The 21,622-nt window shown below is 60.6% G+C and carries 24 protein-coding genes, 1 pseudogene and 1 riboswitch; of the genes and pseudogenes, 16 read left to right on the forward strand and 9 right to left on the reverse strand.

Translation table 11 applies throughout. The features are described from left to right. The first annotated feature begins 6 nt into the window (after positions 1-6). Positions 7-104: riboswitch (TPP riboswitch) on the forward strand. 54 nt (positions 105-158) lie between these two features. The 11 genes and pseudogenes from thiM to BLL52_RS13515 all read left to right on the forward strand — a co-directional run bounded on the left by thiM (position 159) and on the right by BLL52_RS13515 (position 8,068). After that, positions 159-989 carry a hydroxyethylthiazole kinase gene (thiM, locus tag BLL52_RS13470; RefSeq protein WP_075587271.1) on the forward strand — a complete coding sequence of 277 codons (831 nt, stop codon included), beginning with the start codon at positions 159-161 and terminating at the stop codon, positions 987-989. 109 nt (positions 990-1,098) lie between these two features. Beyond that, entirely contained in the window at positions 1,099-1,377 is a 279-nt protein-coding gene (locus BLL52_RS21770; protein WP_274534893.1) for a thiamine phosphate synthase, read from the forward strand. Next, complete coding sequence (locus BLL52_RS13475) at positions 1,274-1,624, forward strand: thiamine phosphate synthase (protein WP_274534894.1); 351 nt, start codon at positions 1,274-1,276, stop codon at positions 1,622-1,624. The genes BLL52_RS21770 and BLL52_RS13475 overlap by 104 nt, the downstream gene beginning before the upstream one ends. A 192-nt stretch (positions 1,625-1,816) precedes the next feature. After that, entirely contained in the window at positions 1,817-3,460 is a 1,644-nt protein-coding gene (istA, locus tag BLL52_RS13480) for an IS21 family transposase (protein WP_083633936.1), read from the forward strand. 65 nt (positions 3,461-3,525) lie between these two features. Beyond that, the gene (gene istB / locus BLL52_RS13485) at positions 3,526-4,323 is read left to right on the forward strand and encodes an IS21-like element helper ATPase IstB (protein WP_075587099.1); all 798 of its coding nucleotides are present in this window, start codon (positions 3,526-3,528) and stop codon (positions 4,321-4,323) included. 63 nt (positions 4,324-4,386) lie between these two features. Further along, positions 4,387-4,677 carry a hypothetical protein gene (locus BLL52_RS13490; RefSeq protein WP_075587100.1) on the forward strand — a complete coding sequence of 97 codons (291 nt, stop codon included), beginning with the start codon at positions 4,387-4,389 and terminating at the stop codon, positions 4,675-4,677. A gap of 274 nt (positions 4,678-4,951) precedes the next feature. Next, on the forward strand, positions 4,952-5,209 hold the full coding sequence (locus BLL52_RS21465; RefSeq protein ID WP_338065744.1) for a thiamine phosphate synthase: 258 nt from the start codon (positions 4,952-4,954) through the stop codon (positions 5,207-5,209). A gap of 109 nt (positions 5,210-5,318) precedes the next feature. Further along, a complete protein-coding gene (gene thiD, locus BLL52_RS13500; protein WP_075587102.1) occupies positions 5,319-6,167 on the forward strand; it encodes a bifunctional hydroxymethylpyrimidine kinase/phosphomethylpyrimidine kinase in 849 nt (282 codons plus the stop codon). A 58-nt stretch (positions 6,168-6,225) separates the two neighbouring features. Further along, positions 6,226-6,348 (forward strand): annotated as a pseudogene (locus BLL52_RS21470) (type II toxin-antitoxin system Phd/YefM family antitoxin); the annotation flags it as partial. 17 nt (positions 6,349-6,365) lie between these two features. Beyond that, the gene (locus BLL52_RS13510) at positions 6,366-6,605 is read left to right on the forward strand and encodes an META domain-containing protein (RefSeq protein WP_075587103.1); all 240 of its coding nucleotides are present in this window, start codon (positions 6,366-6,368) and stop codon (positions 6,603-6,605) included. A 65-nt stretch (positions 6,606-6,670) separates the two neighbouring features. Next, a complete protein-coding gene (locus BLL52_RS13515; RefSeq protein WP_420852628.1) occupies positions 6,671-8,068 on the forward strand; it encodes a phospholipase D family protein in 1,398 nt (465 codons plus the stop codon). On the opposite strand, the gene BLL52_RS13520 is transcribed toward BLL52_RS13515, so the two are convergent. Further along, on the reverse strand, positions 8,045-9,448 hold the full coding sequence (locus tag BLL52_RS13520; protein WP_075587272.1) for a sensor histidine kinase: 1,404 nt from the start codon (positions 9,446-9,448) through the stop codon (positions 8,045-8,047). The two genes, BLL52_RS13515 and BLL52_RS13520, sit on opposite strands and share 24 nt — an antisense overlap. A gap of 7 nt (positions 9,449-9,455) precedes the next feature. Then, positions 9,456-10,184: an osmolarity response regulator transcription factor OmpR gene (gene ompR, locus BLL52_RS13525; protein ID WP_075587105.1), complete on the reverse strand. Its 729-nt coding sequence runs from the start codon at positions 10,182-10,184 to the stop codon at positions 9,456-9,458. Between the two features lie 145 nt (positions 10,185-10,329). On the opposite strand from ompR, the gene BLL52_RS13530 reads away from it, so the two are divergent. After that, positions 10,330-11,040: an SIMPL domain-containing protein gene (locus tag BLL52_RS13530; RefSeq protein ID WP_075587273.1), complete on the forward strand. Its 711-nt coding sequence runs from the start codon at positions 10,330-10,332 to the stop codon at positions 11,038-11,040. Beyond that, positions 11,037-12,731 carry an HDOD domain-containing protein gene (locus BLL52_RS13535; RefSeq protein ID WP_075587106.1) on the forward strand — a complete coding sequence of 565 codons (1,695 nt, stop codon included), beginning with the start codon at positions 11,037-11,039 and terminating at the stop codon, positions 12,729-12,731. Before BLL52_RS13530 ends, BLL52_RS13535 begins: the two co-directional genes overlap by 4 nt. Before the next feature lie 130 nt (positions 12,732-12,861). Here BLL52_RS13535 and adk read toward each other — a convergent pair whose 3' ends face one another. The 6 genes from adk to BLL52_RS13565 all read right to left on the reverse strand — a co-directional run bounded on the left by adk (position 12,862) and on the right by BLL52_RS13565 (position 17,317). After that, positions 12,862-13,518 carry an adenylate kinase gene (adk, locus tag BLL52_RS13540; protein ID WP_075587107.1) on the reverse strand — a complete coding sequence of 219 codons (657 nt, stop codon included), beginning with the start codon at positions 13,516-13,518 and terminating at the stop codon, positions 12,862-12,864. Positions 13,519-13,634: 116 nt separating this feature from the next. Then, on the reverse strand, positions 13,635-14,399 hold the full coding sequence (gene kdsB / locus BLL52_RS13545; protein ID WP_075587108.1) for a 3-deoxy-manno-octulosonate cytidylyltransferase: 765 nt from the start codon (positions 14,397-14,399) through the stop codon (positions 13,635-13,637). A 72-nt stretch (positions 14,400-14,471) separates the two neighbouring features. Beyond that, on the reverse strand, positions 14,472-14,654 hold the full coding sequence (locus BLL52_RS13550; RefSeq protein ID WP_075587109.1) for a Trm112 family protein: 183 nt from the start codon (positions 14,652-14,654) through the stop codon (positions 14,472-14,474). Between the two features lie 17 nt (positions 14,655-14,671). Next, positions 14,672-15,706 carry a tetraacyldisaccharide 4'-kinase gene (gene lpxK, locus BLL52_RS13555; RefSeq protein WP_075587110.1) on the reverse strand — a complete coding sequence of 345 codons (1,035 nt, stop codon included), beginning with the start codon at positions 15,704-15,706 and terminating at the stop codon, positions 14,672-14,674. 458 nt (positions 15,707-16,164) lie between these two features. Further along, entirely contained in the window at positions 16,165-16,596 is a 432-nt protein-coding gene (locus BLL52_RS13560; protein ID WP_075587111.1) for an ExbD/TolR family protein, read from the reverse strand. A gap of 94 nt (positions 16,597-16,690) precedes the next feature. Continuing rightward, a complete protein-coding gene (locus BLL52_RS13565; protein WP_075587112.1) occupies positions 16,691-17,317 on the reverse strand; it encodes a MotA/TolQ/ExbB proton channel family protein in 627 nt (208 codons plus the stop codon). A 315-nt stretch (positions 17,318-17,632) separates the two neighbouring features. On the opposite strand from BLL52_RS13565, the gene xseA reads away from it, so the two are divergent. Both xseA and BLL52_RS13575 read left to right on the forward strand, forming a co-directional pair. Further along, positions 17,633-18,997, forward strand: coding sequence for an exodeoxyribonuclease VII large subunit (xseA, locus tag BLL52_RS13570; RefSeq protein WP_075587113.1), 1,365 nt, complete (start codon positions 17,633-17,635; stop codon positions 18,995-18,997). A gap of 28 nt (positions 18,998-19,025) precedes the next feature. Continuing rightward, entirely contained in the window at positions 19,026-19,607 is a 582-nt protein-coding gene (locus BLL52_RS13575; RefSeq protein WP_075587114.1) for a superoxide dismutase, read from the forward strand. Between the two features lie 108 nt (positions 19,608-19,715). Here the strand turns inward: BLL52_RS13575 and BLL52_RS13580 are convergent, their stop codons facing one another. Next, complete coding sequence (locus tag BLL52_RS13580; protein ID WP_075587115.1) at positions 19,716-20,162, reverse strand: DUF192 domain-containing protein; 447 nt, start codon at positions 20,160-20,162, stop codon at positions 19,716-19,718. A 162-nt stretch (positions 20,163-20,324) separates the two neighbouring features. Here BLL52_RS13580 and icd point away from each other — a divergent pair, with 162 nt between their 5' ends. Beyond that, the gene (gene icd / locus BLL52_RS13585) at positions 20,325-21,584 is read left to right on the forward strand and encodes an NADP-dependent isocitrate dehydrogenase (RefSeq protein ID WP_075587274.1); all 1,260 of its coding nucleotides are present in this window, start codon (positions 20,325-20,327) and stop codon (positions 21,582-21,584) included. Positions 21,585-21,622: the final 38 nt, after the last annotated feature.

Here is a 21,622-nt window from a genome sequence, read left to right on the forward strand (position 1 = left end):
CATAATCCCCCCCGCTAGAGGTGCCGCCCGGTTGTGGTGGCTGAGAAATACTCTTAGAACCTGATCTGGGTCGTGCCAGCGTAGGAAAGCGTTTACAAGCGTGCCGGGCTTGTGCCATCCAGATCACCCTGAAACCTGTGTCTTTGTGGGATCTGTTTGTGACTCATCAACTTCAAGCTTCTGACCTCTGGGCCGACGTGCTGGCCGTGCGCAGCCAGCGCCCGCTGGTGCATTCCATCACCAATCTGGTGGTGATGAACTACAACGCCAACTGTCTGCTGGCCATGGGTGCCTCACCGGTGATGGCGCATGCGCATGAAGAGGTTTGCGGCATGGCCGCCATCGCGCAGGCGCTGGTGCTCAACATTGGCACGCTGGAGCCGTACTGGATCGAGAGCATGCGTCAGGCCCTGTCGGTGGCTGAAAAGCGAGGCATCAAAACCGTGCTCGACCCAGTAGGCGCGGGCGCTACCAGCTATAGAAATCAGAGTATTGCAGCGCTGCTGGCGCAGGCTAACCCGTCGGTGATTCGCGGCAATGCCTCGGAAATCATGAGTGTGGCGGGTGTCGCCGTGCAGACGCGCGGCGTGGACAGCGGCGCGGATGTGGCTGACTCGCTGCAACCGGCGCGCGCGCTGGCGGCCAAAACCGGTGGTGTGGTGTGCGTCAGCGGTGAGGTCGACCATGTGCTGGACGCCAGCGGCCGCCACGCAAGTCTTTCCAACGGCCATGAGTGGATGACGCGCATCACCGGCGTGGGCTGCTCGGCCAGCGCGTTGGTGGGCGCGTTTTGCGCGGTGCAACCCGACGCCTGGCGCGCCACGCTGTCAGCCATGGCCTATCTGGGTGTGGTGGGCGAGGTCGCCACCGAACAGGTCATGGCGCAAGGCAAAGGCGTGGGCAGCCTGCAGATCGCGCTGCTGGACCAGCTGCAGCTGCTGGATCAGGCCACGTTTGAGCAACGTCTGAAGTTGGCGGTATCGGCGTGATGGCTGACTTTTTGGTGCCCGCAAGTCGCGCCACATTGCAGTGGTGTTCTTCCCCAGCGCCCAGCTTGTTGCCAGATGCGTCGTGGTGTGTGCCGCAGTGGGGGCGATCATGACCATTGATTTGCGTGACGCGCTGCGCCTGTACCTGGTCACCGACCAGCAGGCTTTGCGCGGGCGCAGCCTCACCGATGTGGTGCTGCAGGCAGTGCAGGGCGGCGTGACCTGTGTGCAGTTGCGTAGAAAAAACCGCCAGCACGCGAGATTTTGTGGCCCTGGCTTGTGCCTTGAACGCGCTGCTGAAACCCTACCGCGTGCCGCTGGTGATCAACGACCGCATCGACGTAGCCCTGGCCTGCGGCGCGCGGGGTGTGCATTTGGGCCAATCTGACATGCCGGCAGCGCAGGCCCGCCAGTTGCTGGCGCCCGAAGTGTTCATTGGCCTGTCGGTCGAGTCGCCCGATGATGTGCGGCGCGCCGCTGTAGAGCCGGTGGACTATCTGGGTGTCAGCCCGGTATTTGCCACGCCGACGAAAACCGACACCGCGCCGCCCTGGGGGCTGGCGGGTTTGCGCCAGGTGCGTACCATGACTGATTTGCCGCTAGTGGCCATCGGTGGGTATTCCGGTCGAGCGTGACCGGTGATTCCGGTGATCGTGACCGATATCATTTCAGGAGCATGAAATCGGGATTCCGGTATCGTGACCGATGATTCCGATCTCGTGACCGGCCATTGCGGCGATCGTGACCGGTAGTTGACTGCACGGCAGATCACAGCGCAAACCCTCATCCACCCGGGCTAGTCTCGCGGGCTCCAACCAGGAACCCCGATGCCGACCCAACCCATGAAGATGCGCATGATCAAAGAAGCCTTACGCTACAAACTCGAACTCGGACACTCGCTTGAACGCACCGCCCGAGCCCTCAATATCTCTAAAGGCGTTGTCGCCAAATACGTCACGCTGGCCAAAGCAGCCGCCCTTGATTGGGCGCAGATTGCCGCCATGACGGAGCTCGAACTGCAAACGAGACTCCTGCACGTAAAACCCAAAGCCAGTCCAAGCGCCATTGAACGTGCCGCTGCGCAGGTCTGTAACGGCAGTAACGGCAGTGACGACGCAAACGGCAGCAACACCCGCGATGACACCCTGTGTGAAGGCCCCATCCCCAGCAGCGGCCCCTTTGTACAACCCGACTACGCCCAAATGCACCGCGAGCTCAGCCGCAAAGGCATGACCCTGATGCTGCTGTGGCAAGAACACCAGGCCAACCACCTGCATGAGCGCACCCACCAGTATTCCCAATACTGCGAGAACTACCGGCGCTGGGCCAAAACCCTCAAGCGCTCCATGCGCCAAGTCCACAAAGCCGGCGAGAAACTGTTCGTCGACTTTGCCGGCCCCACCATTGGCATGAGCGATGGCAGGCGGGCCCACATCTTTGTCTCAAGCGTGGGCGCCTCAGGCTACACCTTCGCCTTGGCCACCCCGGCTGAGAAGACCGCAGACTGGATTGAGGGCATGACCGGTGCGCTGCACTACATGGGCTGTGTCTGCGCCTTGATCGTGCCCGATAACCCACGCGCCGTCATCGCTGTGCCTGATCGCTATGAGCCACGCGTCAATGACAGCGTGCTCGACTTTGCCAGCCACTACGGCCTGACTGTGCTGCCCGCGCGTCCGCTTTCCCCACAAGACAAGGCCAAAGCCGAGTCGGCAGTGCAAGTGGTGGAGCGCTGGATCATGGCCAGACTGCGCCGTAGGGTGTTTGCCAGCGTGGCCGAAGTCAACCGGGCTATTGCGCCGCTGCTGACTGATCTGAATGCTCGACCCTTTCAAAAGCTGCCCGGCTCACGCCTGAGCGTCTTCACCGAAGTCGATGCCCCGGCCATGCAGGCCCTACCCCAGCAACGCTACGAGATGGCCAGCTTCAAGACGGTACGCGTGCATATTGACTACCACGTTGAAGTGGATCGCCACTACTACAGCGTGCCCCACCCATTGGTCGGGCAAAGTCTGGACGCACGCATCACCAAAAATTGCATCGAACTGCTATACCGCAGCCAGCGCGTGGCCGCCCACGCCCGCAGTGACAAGGCTGGGCACTTTACGACGGTGGATGCACACATGCCAGCGGCGCACCTGGCTCACCGGGACTGGAGCCCACAGCGGCTCATTGACTGGGGTCTGTCCATTGGGGTGGCCACCGGTGGCCTGATTCAGAAGTTGCTCGAACAATTCAAACACCCCGAGCAAGGCTACCGCTCCTGTCTTGGGCTGCTGGGCTTGAGCAAGCGCTACGGCAAAGACCGCCTGGAAGCGGCGTGCGCTCTGGCGCTGAGCCTGGGCACCTGCAGATACCGGCATGTCAAAGACATCTTGGCCAGCGGGCGCGATCGGGTCTTGCCGACGGTGACCCAGCAGTGGGTCAGTCCGGCGCATGACCACGTCAGAGGCGCGGGGTATTACCAATGAACGCTGTCAATTCAGCTAGCCCAACCCCAACCCCAAACATTGCTCCAATCCAGAGCCCCCACATCATGATGACCCAACAAACCCTGACCCAATTGCGCAGCCTCAAACTCAGTGGCATGGCCGATGCCTTGCAGGCGCAGATGGCCCAACCCAGCATGAGCGCCTTAAGCTTTGAGGAACGCTTGGGCCTGCTGGTGCAGCAGGAGAGCGCCAGTCGCGATGACCGCAGGCGTACCCGGCTGCTGAGTCTGGCGCACCTGAAGTATCCGCAGGCCGCCATAGAGGATATCGATACCCGCACCGGACGCGGTATCGAGCGCAGTCAGATCACCAGTTTGGCCCTGGGTGACTGGGTCAAGACCGGCCACACGGTGATCATCACCGGGGCCACCGGCAGCGGTAAGACCTGGCTGGCTTGTGCGCTGGGGCAGTATGCGTGTCGGCGTGGTCACAGCGTCACTTACCTGCGCACGCCCCGATTGGCTGAAGAGTTGCGGGTGCTCCACGGTGCGGGCAGCTTTGGCAAGTGGTTGTTGCAGTTGGCTAAGACGGACGTGCTGATTCTGGACGATTGGGCCCTGGCGACACTCGATGCCAGTACCCGGGCGGATTTGCTGGAGGTGATTGATGACCGGGCGGCCCACCGGGGCACGATCATCACCAGTCAATTGCCGGTAGAGCATTGGCATGGCTGGATTGGTGATGTGACGATTGCGGACGCGATGCTCGATCGGCTGCTTGAGCGCACGCACCGGATCACGCTCAAGGGGGAGAAGTCGCTGCGCAGTGTGGGAGCGAAGTCAGAGCAGAAATGCACTGCAGTGGCCAACGTCGCTGCCACAGCCCATGGTGAGGTGGTGTGATGGCGAGCACCCAACAGCACTCAAAGTCGTTACGCAGTAACACCATAACCTCTGGAGTCAGTCATGGCGATGAGTAATGCACAGCGACAAGCGGCCTATCGGGCGCGCCATCTCAAAAGCGCGGATGTGTTGGATCTGCGTCTGAACCTGATGATTGATCTGCATGCCAAATGTGCCTTGGAACGTTTGGCGCTTTGTTACGGTGTAACGCAGCGCGCGCTGCTGCAGAGCTTGCTGATACAGGCCCAACGCGCGGTGATTCAACGCCTTGATGCCATGTCTGAGTTGCCCAATGCGGTCAACCAGTACTACGACAAGTGCCTGCCCATCGTGTTGGACAACGTTACTGCGTAACGTCATTCATACCGGGTGCAGCAGCGCCGCGCCCGTTCTGCTTGATGGATAAGTGGGGGGTCGACGTGGAGATGTGGACAAGCTTGCAAAACGCCCAGCTTGCCCACATCCCCACCTCTCCCACCCCACTTACCCACAAGGGTTGCGCCTTCGGCCTGACGCGCTTGCGCTTGCCAAACAGCCGTTTGAAAAGAAGTCAAAAACTCCCAAGACCAAGCCAGCAAACCGGGGACAGACACCCCAAACTGCAAAAATCTACAATTCCCGCTGCACTGTGATTTGCTGGCATCAACCATCGGTCACGCTCGACCGGAATGACCGGTCACGATGCCGGAATCATCGGTCACGATCACCGGAATACGCAATCGGCGGCATTGACTTGCATAACGCAGCAGATGTGCTGGATGCTGGCGCCCACGGCCTGGCGGTGGTGAGTGCTCTTTGTTCGGCGGATGACCCGCGTGCTGCGGCGCAGTCTTTTCGAGCGCTTTTCGCGCAGCCCTTGCCAAGCGATGGCTGCGGTTGCTTGTAGGCCTTGGACTAGAAATCAGGCCATTGCTGCCACCATCAGACCAGACTCCGGTCTCTTATTTTTTATATCTTTTAGCCCTCTAGCCCTTACAGAATAAGCGCTGACTACTATGATTATTGAACTCACTCACCAATACCCTTGCGTCTTGAGTATTGCCGGCTCCGACAGCGGTGGCGGTGCCGGCATTCAGGCTGACCTGAAAACCTTTGCCGCGCTGGGCTGTTTTGGCATGACCGCCATGACCGCCATTACTGCGCAAAACACCTGCGGCGTGCGCGCCATCCACGGCGTGCCGCCCGAGATGCTGCGCGACCAGATTGACGCGGTGGTCGACGACATTGGCGTCGACGCGGTCAAGATCGGCATGTTGCACTCTCCTAAGATTGTGCGAACGGTGGCGCAGGCGGTGGCACGGCACGCCTTGCCGCATGTGGTGTTTGACCCGGTGATGGTGGCCACCAGCGGCGCCAAACTGATCACCGACGAGGCGATTGGCGTGCTGGTGGCCGAATTGTTTCCACGTGCGGCCGTCATTACCCCCAATCTGGACGAAGCTGGGCTGCTGGTTGGTCAGCCTTTGCACACGCTGCAAGACATGCACCAAGCCGCGCAAACGCTGCTGGGCATGGGCGCACGCGCGGTGCTGGTCAAAGGCGGCCATTTGCCGGGCAATGAGGTGGTGGACTTGCTGCTGGCAACCGACGCCGAGCCCCTGTGGATGCAAGCCCCGCGCATCCACAGCTTCAACACCCACGGCACCGGTTGCACCTTGTCAAGTGCCATTGCCGCGCACCTGGCGCTGGGGCTGACGCTGGCCGAGGCGGTACAGCAGGCGCGCTCTTTTGTGCGATCAGCCTTGCTGGCCGGGGCATCCGTGAAAACCGGGCAGGGGAGTGGGCCGTTGAATCACGGGTTTGCGCCGGTGGTGATGCGGGTTAAGCCGTTTTCAGCACACTGACCTTTGAATTGTCAATGTATCAACATATTTACAAAATCTAGTTGTGCGAGGCATTGACATGACCATCACAACCGTTTCAAGCCGAGGGTTCAACCGATCCGCCAGCGGAGCAAAGCGGGCCGCAAACAAGGGGCCGGTGTTTATCACAGATAGGGGCAAGCCAGCCCATGTTTTGATGAGCATGGCTCTTGCCTGACCTTGCAAGACCTTGCCGCAAGCGCCACCTGCAACCGCATTCTTGGAAGCTACCAGTCGGATGGCAAGCGCCTGACCATTGCGCCTGCTGGAACGACGATGATGGCCTGCCCCGAAGCGCTGATGAATCAGGAGCGCAAACTGCTTGATCTGTTGCCCACAGTCAAAAGCTACCGTATCGACGAGACCGGTGCGCTTGTTCTGACGACAGCCAATAAGACGACGATCAAGGCCCGACGCTAAATACACTCGCACGCGTTGTGTAGCTGATCGCCGCCGCGCCCCCGCGGGGGGCTGTTTCAACGCCGATACCGGGGCATTTTGGAGACACCGCTATTCACATTCTCTACATAGGGTTGTGCGCTCTGCTGTTGGCTGGCTGCGCGTTGCCGGCGATGCCAGACCGCGCTGTGTCCCACGCTTTGGAGCCTGCGCAAGCCGCGCAAACCTCTCTGGGCCAGTCCGCTGCGCCGCAGTTGCTGCTGCACCCCGGCCAAAGCGGCATTCATCCGCTGTCAGATCCGCTAGCAGCCTTTGCCGCGCGCATGCTGCTGGCGCACACCGCTGGGCGCAGCCTAGACGTGCAGTACTACATCTGGCGCGGTGACCAGAGCGGCACGCTCCTGCTGCAAGCGTTGGTGGGTGCTGCCGACCGGGGCGTGCGCGTGCGTCTGTTGCTGGACGTCGGCGGCACATCGGGGCTGGATGGCATGCTGGCGGCGCTTGCGCTGCACCCGCAGATTGAAGTGCGGCTGTTTAATCCCTTCGTGGTGCGCAAGCCCAAGCCGCTGGGTTATCTGACGGACTTTGGCCGCGCCAACCGGCGCATGCACAACAAGTCATTCACCGCAGACAACCAAGCGACGATTGTGGGTGGACGCAATGTGGGCGACGAGTATTTTGGCGCCACCGATGGCGTGCTGTTCAGCGATCTGGACGTATTGGTTGTGGGCGCTGTCGTGCCCGAGGTGTCGCATAACTTTGACCGTCACTGGGCTAGTGCGTCGGCGTACCCGGCGCAGGTCATCGTGTCCGCCGTGGGGCCGGCCGAGCTGCAAGCGCTAGGCACTGAGGCCACGCGTGTTGAGGCGTCCGATGCAACCCAGGCCTACATGCAGGCCGTGCGCGACACGCCTTTTATCCAGCATTTGCTGGAACAGAAACTGAACATGGAATGGTCGCGCACCACGCTGGTCAGCGACGACCCGCTGAAAGGCCTGGGCCAGGCCAAGCGCGCCGGGCTGCTGGTGCACGCGGGTTACGCAAAGCACCGCAAGGCAATGCTGCAACACGGCGCGGAGTTACACGAAATGCAGCGCCTGGCGCCACCCAGCAGGCACGCACGGCTGAATCCGCTGGGCAGTTCAGGCTCCAGCCTGCACGCCAAAACCTTTGCCGCCGACGGTACGCATGCTTTTGTCGGTTCGTTCAATTTCGACCCGCGCTCGGCGCTGCTCACTACCGAGCTCGGTGTGGTTATCGACAACCCGCGGCTGGCGCGGCAGATTGAGCAGGCTTTTGAGACGCAGATTCCGGGCCAGTCGTGCCGCGTTCAACTGTCGGAAAGCGGCGAGCTGGAGTGGCAGTCGGGCCAAGATGGCACCGAAACGCCGCCCACCATCTACTCGGTCGAGCCGGGCAGTAGCTGGCTGAGCCGCTGGGGCATGCGTGTGCTGGCGCTGCTAACCATCGATCGGTTGCTGTAAGGCCACGCCTTCAGGCAACCCACCAGGGGCCCGCTGCAGCGCAATGTTGGCGCATAAGCCGCCACCGCTGGCGATGCTTAGGTCAAAGCTGCCGCCCATGCGCAAGATGATCTGCTCCACAATCGTCAGCCCGAGACCGGTGCTGTTGGCCGCCGTGCGCGCTGACTCGCCGCGAAAAAAGGGCGCGGTGAGCTGCTTGAGCTGGTCGGCAGGCACGCCGACACCATGGTCGCGCAGACGCAGCAGCACTTTGTTGGTAGACGCGCGGGCCGAAATATCCACGCGGGTTACCTCCACCCCGTCTGACTTGCCATAGCGCGCCGCGTTCTCCAGCAGGTTGTCCAATGCCCGTTGCAACTCTACCGGGTCGGCCAGCACCATCAGTCGGTCTTGCAGCGCCACCTTAAAGACAAGGTCAGGTCGCTTGCGCAGCGGCTCCAGGCAGGCTTCGACCATGTCATTGAGTGACACCGGGTAAAGCCGCACGTCGCCCGGGCGCGCGTAGTCGAGAAATTTGCCAATGATGGCATCGAGTTGGGCGATATCGCCAGCCATCGCGTCGCGTGCCTGAGGGTCGGGCACGCTCATCTCTGTTTCCAGGCGCAGCCGGGCCAGCGGCGTGCGCAGGTCATGCGAGATACCGGCGAGCATCACCATGCGGTCCTGCTCGATCTGCGCCAGTTTGCGCGTCATGCGGTTGAAACCAAAGTTGACCGCCCGGATCTCTTGCGTGGCTACCGTTTCATCGAGTGCTGTGGCCTGAAAGTCGCCCTCATGTACCCGGCTGGCAGCCCTCGACAGGTCTTTCAGCGGGCGGTTGATCAGGCGGGCAATACCGGCTGCACCGGCCAGCGACAGGGCTACCGCGGTGAGCAGCCAGATGGTCCAAATTCTGCCGCTGGGCTGCTCAAAACGGTTGCGGTCGGTTTGCAGCCAATACTGGTCCCTGTCGATGGAAAAACCGATCCATAGGCCAGGCTGTTGATTGACGCTGTCGGCCACTACCGTATCAAGCCCTAGCCGTGACTGCAGTTGCCCAACCATGCGGCTGTTCAGGGTGCTTTTGGCCAGCGGTTCAAACACGTCCTTGGGCTCGCGCGGGCGAATGATCAGTTGCTCCTGGTCTTTCATGGTTTTGAAGAGTGACACGCGGGCAATGGCGTCTGCGTGCATCACCGCCGCTCGGCTCAGATTCACCACCGAGGCGATCTGGTTGGCCGTCTGAACCGTGCGCGGCTCCAGCTCCATCTCCTGCAGGGTTTGCGTCCAGGCGATGGCGCTGCCCACCAGCAGCAAACCGAGCAGGAAAAAAGTGCGCCAAAACAGGCTGATGCCAAGCTTGGCTTTGGGCTGCCCGCTGTCATCCAGCGGTGCAGGCATGGTCAGGTCACTCACTGTCGTCAGGAATGAACACGTAACCCACACCCCAGACGGTCTGGATGTAACGCGGCGCCACAGCATCTTGCTCGACGAGCTTGCGCAGGCGTGACACCTGCACGTCCAGGCTGCGGTCAAAAGGCTCAAAGTCACGCCCACGGGCGAGCTGGGCCAGTTTCTCGCGTGACAGCGGCTGACGAGGGTGGCGCACCAAGGCCTTGAGCATGGCAAATTCGCCGGTCGTCAAGGCCAGTTCCTCGTCGTTTTTGTGCAAAGTGCGTGCACCCATGTCAAAGCAGAAGGGGCCGAACTTGACCACCGCTTTGTCCGCCGAGGGCGAGCCCGGCACCTCGGCCGGTGGGCGCCTGCGCAACACCGCGTGGATACGTGCCAGCAGCTCGCGTGGGTTGAAGGGCTTGCCAAGGTAGTCATCAGCGCCCACCTCCAGCCCGACGATGCGGTCAATGTCCTCGCCCTTGGCGGTCAGCATGATGATCGGCGTGCGGTCATTGGCACCGCGCAGGCGCCGGCACACCGACAGGCCATCTTCGCCGGGCATCATCAGGTCTAGCACGATCAAGTCAACCGGCTCGCGCCCCAGCACGCGGGTTAGGGCGCGGCCGTCTTCGGCCAGCAGCACCTCAAAGCCCTCCTGCGTGAGGTAGCGGCGCAGCAAGTCGCGAATGCGCGCGTCGTCATCTACCACCAGAATTTTGTCAACACGGGAAATTGCGGCCATACTACGCTCCACCAAATTTGTAACAAGCGCGATTGTTGCGCGTAGTCGCCGCTATCTTCCGGTTTTGGCCAATGCTTCACACGCTGTTACAAATTTTGCAGGTGACAAGATGTCGTTGTGTCAGCAGATTTATGGATTAGTCATTTTGAAAAACATACAAAAAGTTATAGCGTACATCGCTTTCTCAGCTTGGGCTGGAGCCGGTTTTGCTCAGACAAACCTGCAGCCCTTGCCCGCCCAGCGGGTGAACCTGTCGGCGCAGTCCAGCGTGCAGGTGGCAGAAGACCTGCTGACCCTGTCGCTCAGCACCACCCGTGAGGGAACGGACGCCCAAGTGGTTCAAAACCAGCTCAAAACCGCGCTGGATGCCGCCTTGGTATTGGCTAAGAAAGACGCCCAGGCGCTGCTCATGGAGGTGCGTACCGGGCGCTTCGGCCTGTCGCCGCGCTATAGCCGTGACGGCAAGATTACCGGTTGGCAAGGCACAGCTGAGCTGGTGCTGCAAGGCCAAGACGTCGCGCGTATCAGCGCGACGGCTGGCAAGCTCACCACGCTGAGCGTTGCCAGCGCCAGTTTTGGCCTGACCCCGGCACAGCGTCAGGCGGCGCAGGCACAAGCGCAAAACCAGGCAATAGCGCTGTTTCGCCAGCGCGCTACCGACATCGCCAAAGCCTTTGACTTCGGCGCCTACACCTTGGGTGAGGTCAGCGTGAATTTTGACGAAGGCGGGCCGCCCAACTACCGTGCGTCGATGATGGCGGTGCGCGCCGAGGCCGCTGAAACTGCGCCCGTGCCCGTGGAAGCGGGTCTGGCGTTGGTGTCGGTCTCCGTGTCAGGCTCGGTGCAGTTGAAATGACAGCGGCGATAGGCCGGTGTGACGACGTGCCCGGCCTGACATTGGCGCAGCAGCTGACGCAGCAGGAAACGCTGCCAGCGACTCAGACCAGCGACGCTACAACCCCCAGCGGCAAGCAGAACAGCACGCTGGATTTTTTGCTGCGTCGCATGCGCAACAAGGGCGATTTCCCGGCGTTGTCAGAGTCGATCGGCCGTATCCAGAGCATGGCCAGTTCGGAGAAGGAAAGCATCAACAGCGTCACCAATGAGATCCTGAAGGACGTGGCGCTGACCAACAAGCTGCTGCGCCTGGTCAACAGCGCCCACTACGCTCGCGGCAGCAGCGTGGGCACGGTGTCGCGGGCGGTGACGCTGGTCGGTTTCAACGGCATTCGCAACATGGCGCTGAGCCTGGTGCTGTTGGAACATATGCAGGACAAAGCCAATGCGCACCTGCTAAAAGAAGAGTTTTTGCGCGCCCTGATGGCAGGCGCCATTGCCGCCGAGCTGGGTGGCTCCCAGGCTGAGGGCGAAGAGGCCTTTATCGGCGCCCTGTTCCAGAGCTTGGGGCGCATGCTGTCGCAGTTTTATTTTCCAGAAGAAGCGTTGGCCATCCACGACCAGGTGAGCGACCCGTGTGGGCCGATCAGCGAAGACGCCGCCTCCACCCGTGTGCTGGGCCTGAGCTACGAGGCGCTTGGCCTGGGCATCTCCAGGGCCTGGAGCCTGCCCGAGAGCATTCAGCGCTGCATCATTAAACCCTCGGGCGACCCACCCAACCAGCCACCCAAAGACCCGCTTTTGCGCCTGCGCTGGAACACCCGCGCCGCCAACGACATGGCCGACGCCATGCTGCACAGCGAAGCGCAGGTGGTTGATGCGCGACTGGCGAAGCTGACCAAAACCTATTACAGAGCGCTGGGTATTAGCACCGAGCAGGTGCAGGCAGCCACCGCTGCGGCGCGCAAAAAACTGGTGGAACTGGCCCAGGCTATGGACATCACCGTGCGCGCCGATTCGCTGGCGGCGCATCTGCTGAACCAACAGGTGCATCTTGCGGTGGCTGGGCAGGCTGGTCCGGGCCGCAATCAGGATATAGACACGATCATTTCCAACGAGTTTCACGCCATGCCGGTCCTGTCTGCTCAGCCAGCCACGATGGCAGCGGCTACCCAAGCGAGTGTTTCAGGCCAGCGATCGCAGACCCTGGTCGCCGGTGTTCAGGACATCACCAACGCGATGGTGGAAGACTTCAATCTCAGCGATGTGTTGCGCATGATTTTGGAGACCATGTTTCGCGCGCTGGAATTTGACCGCATCGTCTTTTGCATGCGCGACCCCAAAACTGACACCCTCACCGGTCGTTTCGGGCTGGGCAACGGGGTGGAAAGCCTGGTCAACCAGTTTCATGTGCCGCTACATACGACGGGCACGCCAGACCTGTTTGCCACCATCTGCAGCAAGGCTGCAGACACCTTGATCAGCGATGCCAGCGACCCACGCATCCAGCAGCGATTGCCCGCTTGGTACAGCCAGAGCTACAACGCGCCCACTTTTTTGATCCTGCCACTGTTGCTCAAAGGCAAATCCTTTGGTCTGATCTACGCCGACAAGGCGCAGAAAGGTGGGCTGGAGTTGGACGAGAAAGAGCTGTCTTTGCTGCGCACGCTGCGCAATCAGGCGGTGATGGCTTTCAAGCAGTCTGCTTGAATTTATAAGCCTTTTAGGCCTCTAGCCCTTTAGAAATAAGCGCTGACAGCTATAGAAAAAATAGTAATAAAAAAGCTGCCTCAGCGCTCTTTCAGCGCCTGCAGGCAGCTATCGGCAAGCGGTGTGCGACTTAGCTGGTCAGCGCCTCAAACGCCCGGGCGGTGATGTCTTCCACGCTGCCAGTGCCGCTGATGGCGCGGTATTTGGGGGCAGCAGCGGGCTCTGCGGCGGCCCATTGGCTGTAGTAGTCCACCAGCGGGCGGGTTTGGGCGCTGTACACGTCCAGACGTTTTTTGACGGTTTCTTCCTGGTCGTCAGCGCGCTGCACCAGCGGCTCGCCGCTCACGTCATCCACGCCGGCCACTTTGGGCGGGTTGAACGTGACGTGGTAGGTGCGCCCTGAGGCCGGGTGCGAGCGCCGTCCACCCATGCGCTCGACGATGGCGTCAAACGGCACGTCCATTTCCAGCACATAGTCGATCTTGACACCGGCGGCCTTCATCGCGTCGGCCTGTGCAATGGTGCGCGGAAAGCCGTCAAACAGGAAACCGTCGGCGCAATCGGCCTGTGCGATGCGCTCTTTCACCAGGTTGATGATCAGGTCGTCACTGACCAGACCGCCGGCATCCATGATCGCCTTGGCTTGTACACCCAGCGGCGAGCCGGCCTTAACCGCGGCACGCAGCATGTCGCCGGTGGAAATTTGCGGAATGCCGTATTTCTGGCAGATGAAGGTGGCTTGTGTGCCTTTACCAGCGCCAGGTGCGCCCAACAAGATCAGTTTCATGTGTGTCCTCGGGATGTTTTTAAAAAATGAAAGCGGGTCGGGCACCCGTCTTTGAGGGGGCAAAAAGGTCTAAGCAATCGAGATTGAAGAATAGCATGCGCGCTGTGTTGAATAACTTACGACAAAGGCGGAACTGCGGCGAAGTGTTGCCGCACACGTGCCAGGTCTTCGGGTGTGTCGACGCCCGCGCCAGGCGCCTGGTCGGTGATGTGCACGGCAATGCGATAGCCATGCCAGAGCGCGCGCAATTGCTCCAGTGATTCGGTCACCTCCAGCGGCGCCTGGGCCAGCAGGGGGAATTGGCGCAAAAAACCGACCCGGTAGCCGTAAATGCCGATGTGCCGCAGCGGGGCAGGGTGCGGCAGATGATCTGGCGTGTCACGCGGGTAGGCAATCGGTGCGCGGCTGAAATACAAACCCATGTTGTGCGCGTCCAGCACCACCTTGACGACATTCGGGTTATGAAAGTCAGCTACAGAGTCTATAGCGTGTGCCGCAGTACTCATCTGGGCTAGAGGCGTTTTTTGCAACAAGGTGGCAACGGCAGACACCAGCCCTGGGTCGATCAGCGGCTCGTCACCCTGCACATTGACCACGACCTCGTCATCGGCCAGGCTCAGCAGGGCACAGGCCTCGGCCAGGCGGTCTGAGCCAGAGGGGTGATCGGCGCGGGTGAGCACCGCGTCCACACCATGCGCCTGGCAGGCGGCCACGATCTCGGCACTGTCGGCGGCCACCACCACACGTGGCTTCGTTGCCTGGATGGACAACACGCGCTGCGCCACGCGCACCACCATTGGCACGCCTGCAATGTCCGCCAGCGGCTTGTTGGGCAGGCGTGTAGAAGCCAGTCGCGCGGGAATCAGGACAGTAAAGGACACAGCAGGATTGATGCAGAAGTTACAAAAAAAGGGCAATCAGGCCAGCGCGGCTGCACCACCAGACGGGTCAGGCTACAGCCCAAGTTCTTCGTCGGTCAGGGTGCGGGCTTCGTTTTCCAGCAGGATCGGAATGCCGTCGCGCACCGGGTAGGCCAGGCGGGCGCTGCGCGAGGTGAGCTCCTGCGTCTCGCGGTTGTATTCGAGCGGTCCTTTGGTGACCGGGCATACCAGCAGTTCAAGTAGTCGTGTGTCCATGGCGTGATGATAGCTTCTCAAAAGCTGGTGGGGAGGTCCAGCAGGGCGTTGGTATGCGCGTCCAGCGCGGCCCAAAAGTCGTCTGGCAGCACCGAGATCAGCGGCACCGCCAGTGCATCCGGGCACAGTGGCCACAACTTGACCGCATCTTTTTCAGTACAAATCAGCCTGTAGCCCTTGTATTCATTGCGCGAGAAGCTCTTGAAATCATAGTGATCCGGTAAACCCAATGTGTGCGCCAGCGTCAGCCTCTTGGCGCGCAGCATGCTGAAAAACACCTCGGGCTGGGCAATGGCGGCCAGCGCCAACACCGGCTTGGCGCTGGCGCCTGGCGTGTCGATCAGCCTGGCGAGTGGGACTTGCTCACCACTGGCGGTGACGGCGTGGTCGGCCAGCGTGCGCTGGATGCGATAGCCATCAAACGCCGGCTCGATGCCCGAGCGCAGCACCAAGTCCAGCTTGCGCGGCCAGGGCTCGCGCAGTGGGCCCGCTGGCAGCAAAAAGCCGTTGCCCACACCGCGCTCATCAAACACGCCAATCTCCAGGTCGCGGTGCAGCGCCAGGTGTTGCAGCCCGTCGTCGCTGAGGATGATTTGGGTGTCCGGGTGGCGTGCCAGCAGGGCACGGGCTGCGTCAATGCGCCGCTCGGCCACAAACACCGGTGCGCCAGTGCGCCGGTGGATCAGCGCGGGCTCGTCACCCACCTCTTGTGCAGCGCGCTCACGGGTGACTTCCAGGCAACCGGGTGTGCTGCGCCCGTAACCCCGAGAAATCACGCCCACCCGAATGCCGCGCTGGCACCAATGCTCCGCTAGCGCGATCACCACCGGCGTTTTGCCCGCGCCCCCAGCGACCACATTGCCCACCACCACCACGGGTACCGGCACGCGCTGAGCCTTAAATACGCCCCAGTGGTAGAGCGTCGTACGGATGGCGACCAGCAGCCCGTAGAGCATGGACATCGGCCACAACAGCCAGGCCAGTAACCCGCGCTGCGTCCAAGCGCGTCGTAGCGTTTGCTGCCAGGCGGGCGTGGGGGTGAGTGCAGGCATGGCGGGTTGATCGTGTAGAAATTGAGCAACGCCTACGGGTCAGCGCGTGCCTTGAGCGTAGAGGCCGCAAGCGCTAAACTTTTTGCCGCTGCCTCGGCGCAGCGGCAGTTTTACGGCCAGAACAGGCTGCAAGCCTTGGGCGGCAGCGGGTGGGGTATTGGGGCCCACCTCATACGCGCTTGGCTTTGCGAAATCGGCGGTCCCCAATACCCCACCCGCTGCTGCGAGCGCGCGGGTTCGCCGAAAGGAAATAGCCGGGTTCCTGAAATGCATCGCGCACCCCGACTGTCTCAGGCCATATGGGGTCAGGCAGGGGGTTGATTTCGCAAAGCGCAGCGCGTATGAGGTCTCCTGCCTGACCCCATGTGGCCCGTCACGCCAGTTAGCCCATCCATGAATGCACCCTGTAGTCAACCGGCACGCCGCTTCAAACTTCACTCGCACAAACTAAGGGTTGACTAATTGTTGGCCCCGGCAGCGCTGCTCGACTGCGTGGCAAAGGTCACCTGCGAAAGCCCGGCGCGTCTGGCGGCCTCCATCACCGTGATCACCGCCTGATGCCGGGCGGTGGCGTCGGCGTAGATGATGACCACCGATTCCTTGCCTGCTTTGGCACCCTCTTGCAGCGCTTGCGCCAACTCAGCCACGTTGCGCCCCGCCACCGGCACCTTGTTCACGCTGTAATTGCCCTCGCTGTTAACTGACACCAGCACCTCCTTGGGGTAGTCGCGTTGAGCTTCGGTGTCAGCCAGTGGCAGCCGCAGCTCGATCTCGGTGAACTTGCTGTAGGTGGTGGTGAGCATCAAAAAGATCAGAATCACCAGCAACACGTCGATGAACGGGATCAGGTTGATTTCCGGCTCTTCCTTGGGGCGGGTGCGAAAGTTCATAAAGTCTCACAGAGTCACGATTGAGCGCCGCCGGGCCGCCCCAAGACACGAGGGCCCCCTCGGGGGGCAGCGAAGCATATGCAAGGGGGCATCATCATTTTGGCAAGCTGATCAGATGCCGCGCCAAACGCTCGGCCGCCAACTCCAGTGTCAGCAGAAATCCATCCACTCGGGCGCGAAAGTAGCGCCAGAAAATCAGCGAAGGTATGGCAATGATGAGGCCAAACGCGGTGTTGTACAGCGCCACCGAGATGCCGTGCGCCAGTTGCGCTGGGTTACCGCCGGTGGCACCGCCGGGTGCTTGTGAGCCAAATATCTCAATCATGCCGATCACCGTGCCAAACAGGCCCAGCAGCGGTGCGGCAGAAGCGATGGTGGCCAGCGCGCTCAGATAGCGTTCCAGCCGGTGCGCCACCAGGCGGCCACTACTTTGCATCGCCGCGCGCAACTCGTCGTCGCAGCAGCGCGGGTTCTGTGCCAAGGCGCGCATTCCGCTGGACAGCACTTCGCCCAGCGCCGAGTTTTTTTCAAGCTGGTTGATCACGTCGGGGCCGGGCACGCCGTTGCGGGTGACGGCCATTGCTTCGTCAAGCAAATTGGGCGGTGCTACTTTGGCGACTTTGAGACTGATGAAACGCTCAATCACCAGCGCCAGCGCCAGTATGGAGCAGGCAATCAAAGGCCAGATGGGCCAGCCTGCGGCTTGTATGATGGAAAACAAAATAGGACTCCGCTGAAGAGATAAGCCGGTCAATTATGGCGCAGCACTTTGACAGATTTGCGGGCTGACAACACACAAGTTCTGTGGATAACTTTGTGGAGAACCCGTTGCAGAAGTGGCTGCAAGCCGCGCCCCGCTTGGTGTCTGACAGATTGATGATAAATTAGGCAGCTAAAAATACAATGAAATCAACGACATTTGACGAACATTCGAGATTCAACGCTATCCATTTTGGCACCAAGTTTGTTTCGTCAAACTGTGGATGACTTGACTTTATGAAAACCGAAGAACAGCATTTGTCAAGGGGGTTGGATCATGTTTGACATAAAAAACACACCGGCAAAACCCCTAGTATGGCAAGTGGGCGCGTTGTGCCGGGCCATTGCCGATGCGCTGGCGGCGCGTTTCAACCCGGTCACGGTGCTTGGGGAGTTGTCGGGCGTCTCCAGGGCGGCCAGCGGGCACTGTTACTTCACGCTGAAAGATGCCACCGGCCAGCTGCGCTGCGCCATGTTCAAACGCGCCGCAGCTGGCCTAGCATTTGTGCCGCGCGACGGCGAACTGGTCGAAGTGACCGGCAAGCTCAGTGTGTACGAGCCACGGGGCGACCTGCAGTTGATCGTCGAGAGCATGAGCCGCGCAGGCCAAGGCAGCCTGTTTGAGCAATTTTTGTTGCTCAAGGCCAAGCTGGAAGCTGAGGGGCTGTTTGAAGCCAGCCGCAAACGCCCCTTGCCGCTGATGCCACGTGCCATTGGCCTGGTCACCTCGCTCGGCGCAGCGGCCTTGCACGATGTGGTGACCGCGCTGCAACGACGTCTGCCACACATCCCGGTGCTGCTTGCACCGGCTTCAGTGCAGGGGGCGCAGGCACCCGCTGAGTTGACTCAGTCGCTCTTAAATTTATATCTGCTCACGCAATCAGAACAAGGGCTAGAGGCCGATTTTCCTTATAAAAAGGCGCGTGGTGTGGCGACACCGCCACCTGTGGATGTGATCCTGTTGGTGCGCGGCGGCGGGGCGATGGAAGACTTGTGGGCGTTCAACGACGAGCAACTCGCCCGCGTCATTGCCAGCAGCCCGGTGCCGGTTATTTGTGGTGTCGGTCATGAGACGGACTTCACCATCGCTGATTTTGTGGCCGACCTGCGCGCACCCACGCCCACCGCCGCTGCCGAACTGGTAGCGCAGCCGCGCGATGCCTGGCTGGGCGCGCTGGATGGGGTGCAGCGCCGCTTGCAAGACGCGCTCAACCGCCATCTGGACCGGCAAAGCCAGCGGCTTGACACGGCGGTTGCCCGGCTCGGGCGGCCGTCTGCCCGACTGGCGGGCCAGCGCCTGCGCCTGAGCGGCTGCGCGCAAACCCTGCAAAGCGCCACACGCCACGCGCTACAAGTGCACCGCCAGCAGCTGCAGCGCCTGTCTGAGCACCCGCCGCTTGCTTTGCAGCGCGGCCTGCAGGTGCACCATCAGCGGCTGGAGCGCGCAACGCTGCGCCTAAGCTTGCTTGACCCGCAGTTGGTTCTGCAACGCGGCTACGCTTGGCTGAGCGACAACGCTGGCTGCGCTATCACCCGCACGGCACAGACTCACGCTGGGCAATCGATTGCCGCCACCCTCATGGATGGCACGGTTGATTTGACAGTAACGCCACAAAAATCGTTGAAACTTCCTACAATTTGACTTTTCGCAACCCACCCAAGAGGAATCCATGGAACACACTTTGCCCACTCTGCCTTTTGCCATCGACGCGATGGCCCCGCACTACTCCAAAGAAACACTGGAATTCCACCACGGCAAGCACCACAACGCCTATGTGGTGAACCTCAACAACCTGCAAAAAGGCACTGAGTTTGAAGCGATGGATCTGGAATCCATCGTCAAAAAAGCCAGCGGTGGCATCTACAACAACGCCGCTCAAGTGTGGAACCACACCTTCTTCTGGAACTGCATGACCCCCAATGGCGGCGGCGAGCCCACCGGCGCATTGGCTACTGCCATCACCGCCAAGTGGGGCAGCTACGCGGCTTTCCGTGAAGCGTTTGTGAAATCGGCCGTGGGCAACTTTGGCTCTGGCTGGACCTGGCTGGTGAAAAAAGCCGACGGCTCGCTCGACATCGTCAACATGGGCGCCGCTGGCACCCCGCTGACCACCGGCGACACCGCCATCCTGACCGTGGACGTGTGGGAGCACGCCTACTACATCGACTACCGCAATGCGCGCCCGAAGTTTGTCGAAACCTACCTCGACAAGATGGTGAACTGGCCTTTTGCACAAGCCAACTTCGCCTGATCTGGTCTGATGGCCACCAAAAAAGCCACTATAAGGTGGCTTTTTTATATGCATTTTTGGCCTCTAACCCTTATGGAATAAGCGCTAATAGCTTCATTTATAATAGCATTATTGACCGCTAAACGGCACGCCACCCAGCTTCGCGCCGGCCTTGATACCTTTTTTCTCGAACCAACCCTGGTTCATTTCCAGCACATAACGCACCGGTTTTTTGGAGCAGTGCGAGTCGGTGGTCTGCGGCTTCATGTCGGCCAAATTGACAATCGTGCCGTCGTCCGCCACAAAAGCGGCCGTCAGCGGCAGCAGGGTATTTTTCATCCAGAAACATTGCTCGCCGGGCCGATCAAACACAAACAGCATGCCTTCGCCTTGGGGCATGTTCGCGCGGTGCATCAGGCCGATCTCGCGCTGCTCGGGGGTGGCGGCCACCTGGGTATCAATCAAATACATGCCGGCGCTGAGTTTGGTACGCAGCAAATCAAGCTGTGGCGCCCCTTGTGCCCAAGCGGCGCTGGCAGCCAGCCAGCAGGTGAGGGTGATGAGTAAAGTCTTCATGGCTGTATTTTCTCTGCAAACGACAGAGGTGGTTATTGCTGAGTGGTGCAGGGCGAACGTGCAGTGGCGCTGATAGTGACGAACAACTATTGCGACTAGAATGATTTTTCGGCTCATGCCCGGGTGCATGGGCCGTGTTTTTTGATCCATTCACGGAGACATATTTCAATGTACCAGCACATCAAGGTTCCATCAGAAGGCCAAAAAATCACCGTCAACAGCGACTATTCGTTGAACGTTCCTGATCAGCCGATCATCCCGTTCATTGAGGGTGACGGTATTGGCCAAGACATCACCCCGGTGATGATGAAGGTGGTGGACGCCGCAGTGGCAAAGGCCTACGGCGGCGCAAAAAAAATCCATTGGATGGAAGTTTACGCCGGCGAAAAATCCACCAAAATTTATGGCCCCGATGTCTGGCTGCCCGAAGAAACCCTGGCTGCACTGCGCGAGTACGTGGTGTCCATCAAGGGCCCGCTGACCACGCCCGTGGGCGGCGGCATTCGCTCGCTGAACGTGGCGCTGCGCCAAGAACTCGATTTGTATGTCTGCCTGCGCCCCATTCAGTACTTTGAAGGCGTGCCCAGCCCCGTGAAAGAGCCGCACAAGACCAACATGGTGATCTTCCGCGAGAACTCGGAAGACATTTACGCCGGCATCGAATTTGAAGCCGAGTCGCCCAAGGCGCTCAAGATCATCAAATTCCTGCAGGAGGAAATGGGTGTCACCAAGATCCGTTTTCCCGACACCTCGGGCATTGGCATCAAGCCGGTGTCACGCGAAGGCACCGAGCGCTTGATGCGCAAAGCCGTGCAATACGCCATTGACAACGACAAGCCCAGCGTAACTATCGTGCACAAGGGCAACATCATGAAGTTCACCGAAGGCGGCTTCCGTGACTGGGCCTATGGGCTGGCACAAAAAGAGTTTGGCGCCGAACTGATTGACGGCGGCCCCTGGTGCGCGTTCAAAAACCCGAAAACGGGCAAAGAAATCACCATCAAGGACAGCATTGCTGATGCCTTCCTGCAGCAAATCTTGCTGCGCCCGGCTGAGTATTCTGTGATCGCCACGCTCAACCTGAACGGCGACTACATCTCTGACGCACTGGCCGCGCAAGTGGGCGGCATCGGTATCGCACCCGGCGCCAACCTGTCTGACTCGGTGGCCTGCTTTGAAGCCACCCACGGCACGGCTCCCAAGTACGCTGGCAAAGATTACGTGAACCCGGGGTCGGAGATTTTGTCCGCTGAAATGATGCTGCGCCACATGGGCTGGACCGAAGCCGCTGACGCCATCATTCACTCAATGGAGCGATCCATCAAGAGCAAGAAGGTCACCTATGACTTCGCCCGATTGATGGACGGCGCTACCCAAGTGAGCTGCTCCGGCTTTGGCCAGGTGATGATCGACCACATGTAAGTCCGTCTGCAACAGCGCTGGCGCTGTTCGCGGTTCAA

Source organism: Rhodoferax antarcticus ANT.BR (assembly GCF_001938565.1).
GTDB classification, from domain to species: Bacteria; Pseudomonadota; Gammaproteobacteria; order Burkholderiales; family Burkholderiaceae_C; genus Rhodoferax; species Rhodoferax antarcticus.

Excerpts from the sequence above, each read along its gene's own strand:
- BLL52_RS21770 (WP_274534893.1), top strand. The coding sequence starts at position 1,099 with ATGACCATTGATTTGCGTGACGCGCTGCGCCTGTACCTGGTCACCGAC.
- istA (WP_083633936.1), top strand. The coding sequence starts at position 1,817 with ATGCCGACCCAACCCATGAAGATGCGCATGATCAAAGAAGCCTTACGC.
- istB (WP_075587099.1), top strand. The coding sequence starts at position 3,526 with ATGATGACCCAACAAACCCTGACCCAATTGCGCAGCCTCAAACTCAGT.
- BLL52_RS13490 (WP_075587100.1), top strand. The coding sequence starts at position 4,387 with ATGGCGATGAGTAATGCACAGCGACAAGCGGCCTATCGGGCGCGCCAT.
- thiD (WP_075587102.1), top strand. The coding sequence starts at position 5,319 with ATGATTATTGAACTCACTCACCAATACCCTTGCGTCTTGAGTATTGCC.
- BLL52_RS13520 (WP_075587272.1), bottom strand. The coding sequence starts at position 9,448 with ATGCCTGCACCGCTGGATGACAGCGGGCAGCCCAAAGCCAAGCTTGGC.
- ompR (WP_075587105.1), bottom strand. The coding sequence starts at position 10,184 with ATGGCCGCAATTTCCCGTGTTGACAAAATTCTGGTGGTAGATGACGAC.
- BLL52_RS13535 (WP_075587106.1), top strand. The coding sequence starts at position 11,037 with ATGACAGCGGCGATAGGCCGGTGTGACGACGTGCCCGGCCTGACATTG.
- adk (WP_075587107.1), bottom strand. The coding sequence starts at position 13,518 with ATGAAACTGATCTTGTTGGGCGCACCTGGCGCTGGTAAAGGCACACAA.
- BLL52_RS13550 (WP_075587109.1), bottom strand. The coding sequence starts at position 14,654 with ATGGACACACGACTACTTGAACTGCTGGTATGCCCGGTCACCAAAGGA.
- lpxK (WP_075587110.1), bottom strand. The coding sequence starts at position 15,706 with ATGCCTGCACTCACCCCCACGCCCGCCTGGCAGCAAACGCTACGACGC.
- BLL52_RS13560 (WP_075587111.1), bottom strand. The coding sequence starts at position 16,596 with ATGAACTTTCGCACCCGCCCCAAGGAAGAGCCGGAAATCAACCTGATC.
- xseA (WP_075587113.1), top strand. The coding sequence starts at position 17,633 with ATGTTTGACATAAAAAACACACCGGCAAAACCCCTAGTATGGCAAGTG.
- BLL52_RS13575 (WP_075587114.1), top strand. The coding sequence starts at position 19,026 with ATGGAACACACTTTGCCCACTCTGCCTTTTGCCATCGACGCGATGGCC.
- BLL52_RS13580 (WP_075587115.1), bottom strand. The coding sequence starts at position 20,162 with ATGAAGACTTTACTCATCACCCTCACCTGCTGGCTGGCTGCCAGCGCC.